Consider the following 4,443-nt stretch of genomic DNA (forward strand, 5'->3'; position numbering starts at 1 on the left):
TGATATAAAGCATTGAAACATCTGTTTTGTTTAACATTTAAGGACTCCTTAATAAAATAAAATAAAATCACCAGCAAAAGCAACCAACCATATATATAGTTATCTATATACTAAATACTTACAAGGTATCAAAGAGTATTAGGTTAAAGCGGGAGAATGATTAAAAGATTAAACAGTATAGAAATTTAAGTAGAAATGTATTATAATATTAAAGTAAATTTAAATGATTTCTAAATTAGCTTAAAGGAAAAAAATGTCATTAAAAGCAGTAACTATAGCTATCTTAGATATTTTATTATCTAAAAAACAATACTTAAGCTTAAAAGAAATATCCCTTTCTTTAACTAAATTTAATATCACGGATCGACAAATTTTGAATGAGATAACTGCGCTTATGAAAACAAACAGATTGGTTAAAGACGGTATCAGACAAAATTCTCTTTACGCCGCTTCTACGCCTCAAAAAGCACATCAAAATAGCCGTTTCATATATGTATTTAAAAACCGGATTCTAGCAGGAATGTTGTTTGAGATACCAGATGGATTTTTGTTTTACTACACAAACGATTATTTAGTTAGCGGTTTAGAAGCCGTTCCTACCATGCCGCTTAGCATTCAGCCGTTCTCATTTAATACAATTCCGCCGTTTTTTGATCAAAATATTCCGGAAGGCATAAATTTAGAAATCCTAAAATTCCAGCTAAACTCATCAGACGCTCTCCACATATTAGCCAGTTTGAGCGATCCTATCGGCGATATCAGTTTTTCATTTTCGCCAAAAACAGCTCAGAGTCAGATATCAAACCCAAGCTATTTATCAAATTTAGAAAAAATTTTATCAGATAACCCAAAAATCAATATTTTAAAAGATTTTTATGTAGATATTCCAAATGAGATATTATTTCCGGAAAATTATGATTTAAGTAAATTAGAGCTAGCTCAAAATGACGGTATATCGGGATTTCAGTACAAAAAATTAGTAAATATCGATTTTGAACGAAAGATAATCCATCAAGACGCTGCTTCAAACTATATTTTAAAACCATATTCGAAAATCAGATCAAATCCAACCAGTCAAAGTTATTTTCCGCACATCGCGATAAATGAGCATCTTCATTTGAGTTTTGCTAAAAATACGTTGAAAATCAGAGTTCCGTGGAGTGCTGTAGTGGCAGGAGATGACGAGTATCACTACGTAATTAAAAGATTTGATAAACTAGAAAATCATCATTATAACGTCGTCGAGTTTGCCTCGTATCTAGGACTTACTAGTATAAATAAATATGACACAACCAGCGAAAAGCTTTTTAAGCGCATAAGCAAAGAGCTACTATCAGATACTGAAAAGAAGGAGCTTTTGAAGATATATGTTTATAGCGTTATCATAAAATACGAAGATCTGCATGCGAAAAATCTTTCTCTTATAACAAGCGGAGATATAGTGCTGATGGCGCCTATGTATGACGTGATGAGCACGGGATTTTATAGTACGGCAAAAGGATTTGAGAGCTATTTACCTATAAACGGTAAGCGTCAAAACATTAGGCTAAACGATTTTAAGCCGCTTTGTAAAATTTTAAACGTTGATTTCAAAGAGTTCAAGCAGATCGCTTTTAGTATAGCTAATAGCTATAAAGATGAGTTTAGTTCATATATAGATCTTATAAAACCTTTAAATTTAAAGTTTTATAAACAAAAATTGGTGAAAAGAGTCGGAGACGAGAGTTTTCTTGTTCCAAGTGACAAATATGAAAATTTATCAACCTTATTAGAACAATTTCACACAAAAAGAGTTGAAGAGCTGAAATTTTTAGGATGGATACAATAGACAAATTTCGATCAAAACATCAAAAAACAGATATGTTGAATTTAAAATACAACTCAAATAAATTTAAAAATATTCAAGGAGCTAGTTCTCCTAGCTCCTCTTAGCAAAAAACTATCTACTATTTATTAAGGTTTGGTCTAAAATATACTTTGTCTCTATAAAACCTTATTTTAAGACGATCCGTCTGACGAGATTTCAAATAAATACGCCTAAGCTAAGATAAATTTAGACAAATTAAAAGCCTTAAAAATTAAGGCTTTTTTATCAAGCAATTACTATTGCTTAAATTACGCTTCCATCATCAACTACAACATTATCTCCGCTAAGTTTAAGATCTAGCGTACCTGAAAGTTTGATAATTGTATCAGTAGCTTTAGTGAAAGTAGCTCCAGCTGTTCCATCAACTACTACATAAGTATATCCATTATGGTGGAAGTAGCTTACAGCAGAGTTTGCTGATCCGTCTCCTGCTACTGCTTTAGTGATATAATCATCTAAATTAGCATCGCTATTCATTGTAATTTTATTAAATGTGAAAGCACCATTTTTGGCATCAGCTATATCTATCTTATCGCCAGCATTAAAGTTATTAACGGTTGTAATATCTGTTTTCTCAGCACCTTTTTTAAGAGTTATAGTATCGTCTCCGCCAGCAACTAAATCTACAACGATATTTCCGCCTTTAACAGTTATACTATCAGCTCCGCTACCGCCTTTAATTGTTGCGCCGTTAGCTATAGTTATAGCACTTGCATCAAATGTAAGACCAGCTTTAAGAGCACTTGCATCTATCATAGAAACATTTTTATAATCAGCTGCAGATGTAAATCCCTTTAGTGTGATTCCTGCATCTCCGTTTATAATTATAGATTTTACATCTGTAAATTTACCGTCTATAGAGTTAGCAGTAGTACTCTCTTTGGCCACCGAAGTTATATTTACTGATTCTATACCAGTTTCAATAACAAGTTGTTTATCTACTCCTCCGTTACCTACAGTAACATTATTACCTGCAGTTTTGGCGTTCAATACTAAATTTATTGAATCGTTATCCCCCGATTTTTCATTTAAATCCACAGTTATTTTCTTAGAAGCAGCTAAAGTAGTGGCAGCTAAGTCTATTTTTTGATCTTTATTTATAGTCAGCTTTGTATCACTACCCGTCTCATCTCCGGCCACAATTATCGTATCAAACGCAGATGTGCTAATATTTGTATCAGCCGTAAGCTTATTTACTTGAACCACCTCTATATTCTTAATCATACCTAAAGTAGCAGAGTCTGCTAAAGCAGATGATTTAAGAACTATAGTATCTCTACCTGCGCCACCATCTATGACTGAACCCGCACTTAATTTGTTAGATTCTAAAACAAGAGTGTCATTTCCTGCACCGCTACTTACTTTAAGACCGGCTATTGCATCTCCGTTTGAATCTCCAAATACTATTTTAGCATTTCCGTTAAATCCGCTAGCATCTATACTAGTTACTTTATCAAGATCTCCGGCGTCAAATACTAGCTCTTTACCGTTTCCTTTGATAACAAACGTGGTGAATGAATCGTTAGCCAAAGCAGCATGATCTCTATGATCACCATCTTCCTTAGTTATTAAAAAGTTGTTGCTATCTGCATTTGCCGTGATATTGGCCACTTTGGTTACTTGATTAGTGACTAAAGCAAAAGTAGCCTCTTTGCCACTGAAATTAAGATTTAATGTTTCGGCACTTGATTTGATATGAGCGATTTTGCTGTCGTTTCCATCAATCATTTTAACATTATTAAAGTTTAGCGTAGTAGCTCCTTTAAAGTCAATCGCAGCAGCCACACTGCTAGAATCACCTAAGGTAACATTCTCTAGAGTAACGGTATTTAACTTATCTCCACCTGCAATTATAGTTAAATTAGTAGCATTTTTAACGCTTAGGTTTTCAACATTAGTTGCTTTAGTAAGCTTGACTTCTCCTGCTGCTTTAACATTTACGTTAGTAGCTGCTTTAGTATCGGTTAAAGTTACCGCTCCGACCGCATCAACATTAACGCTCTTAGCATTAGCAGCGGTTAGCGCATCTACAGATCCATTTACTTTAATATTTAATTTCCCGCTTATATCGGTTGTAAGTCCAGCAAGCTTACTTCCTAAAACATCTAAGGCAAGATTAGCCATACCAGTCGAGCCGCTATTTAAAGTAATAGCAGTGTCATTAGGCAAATCAGTTACTATATTTACGCTCTCCACGTTAGTTACGCCGGCTAAAGCCTTAACCAAATCCTCGCTTTTTAACTTAGCATCACTAGCACTATTATTAGCTAAAACTTGCGCATTCAACGTATCTCTCCCAGCACCACCATCTATCTTATCAAATGCACTAAGAGTACTCTTATTAGTACCATTACCTACATATGTTGTCCCATTAAAAGTATCGTCTAAATCAGTACCCTTTAAATTATCATTACCCTCTGTAAGATCATAAGTACTACCCGGATTAGGTAGCTCACTCTTCAAAGCATCAATCTCACTCTTAACCTTATCAAGATCACTAGCACTATTAATCTCGCTAATTAACTTAGAAGTAGTACCCTCATCTAATCCACTAATATCCTTACCCAAAGTAGCAT

2 protein-coding genes are annotated in these 4,443 nt (G+C 34.0%); one reads left to right on the plus strand and one right to left on the minus strand.

Annotated features, from left to right (window positions below; all coding sequences use genetic code 11):
- Nucleotides 1-253 precede the first annotated feature (253 nt).
- Entirely contained in the window at nucleotides 254-1,828 is a 1,575-nt protein-coding gene (locus RVY88_RS09070; RefSeq protein WP_002848713.1) for a type II toxin-antitoxin system HipA family toxin, read from the plus strand.
- A 282-nt stretch (nucleotides 1,829-2,110) separates the two neighbouring features.
- Here the strand turns inward: RVY88_RS09070 and RVY88_RS09075 are convergent.
- On the minus strand, nucleotides 2,111-4,443 hold a 2,333-nt coding region (locus RVY88_RS09075), incomplete at its 5' end, for a hypothetical protein (RefSeq protein WP_317051300.1).

The organism is Campylobacter sp. TJR-1, assembly GCF_032840035.1.
In the GTDB taxonomy this organism is placed as follows: Bacteria; Campylobacterota; Campylobacteria; order Campylobacterales; family Campylobacteraceae; genus Campylobacter; species Campylobacter fetus.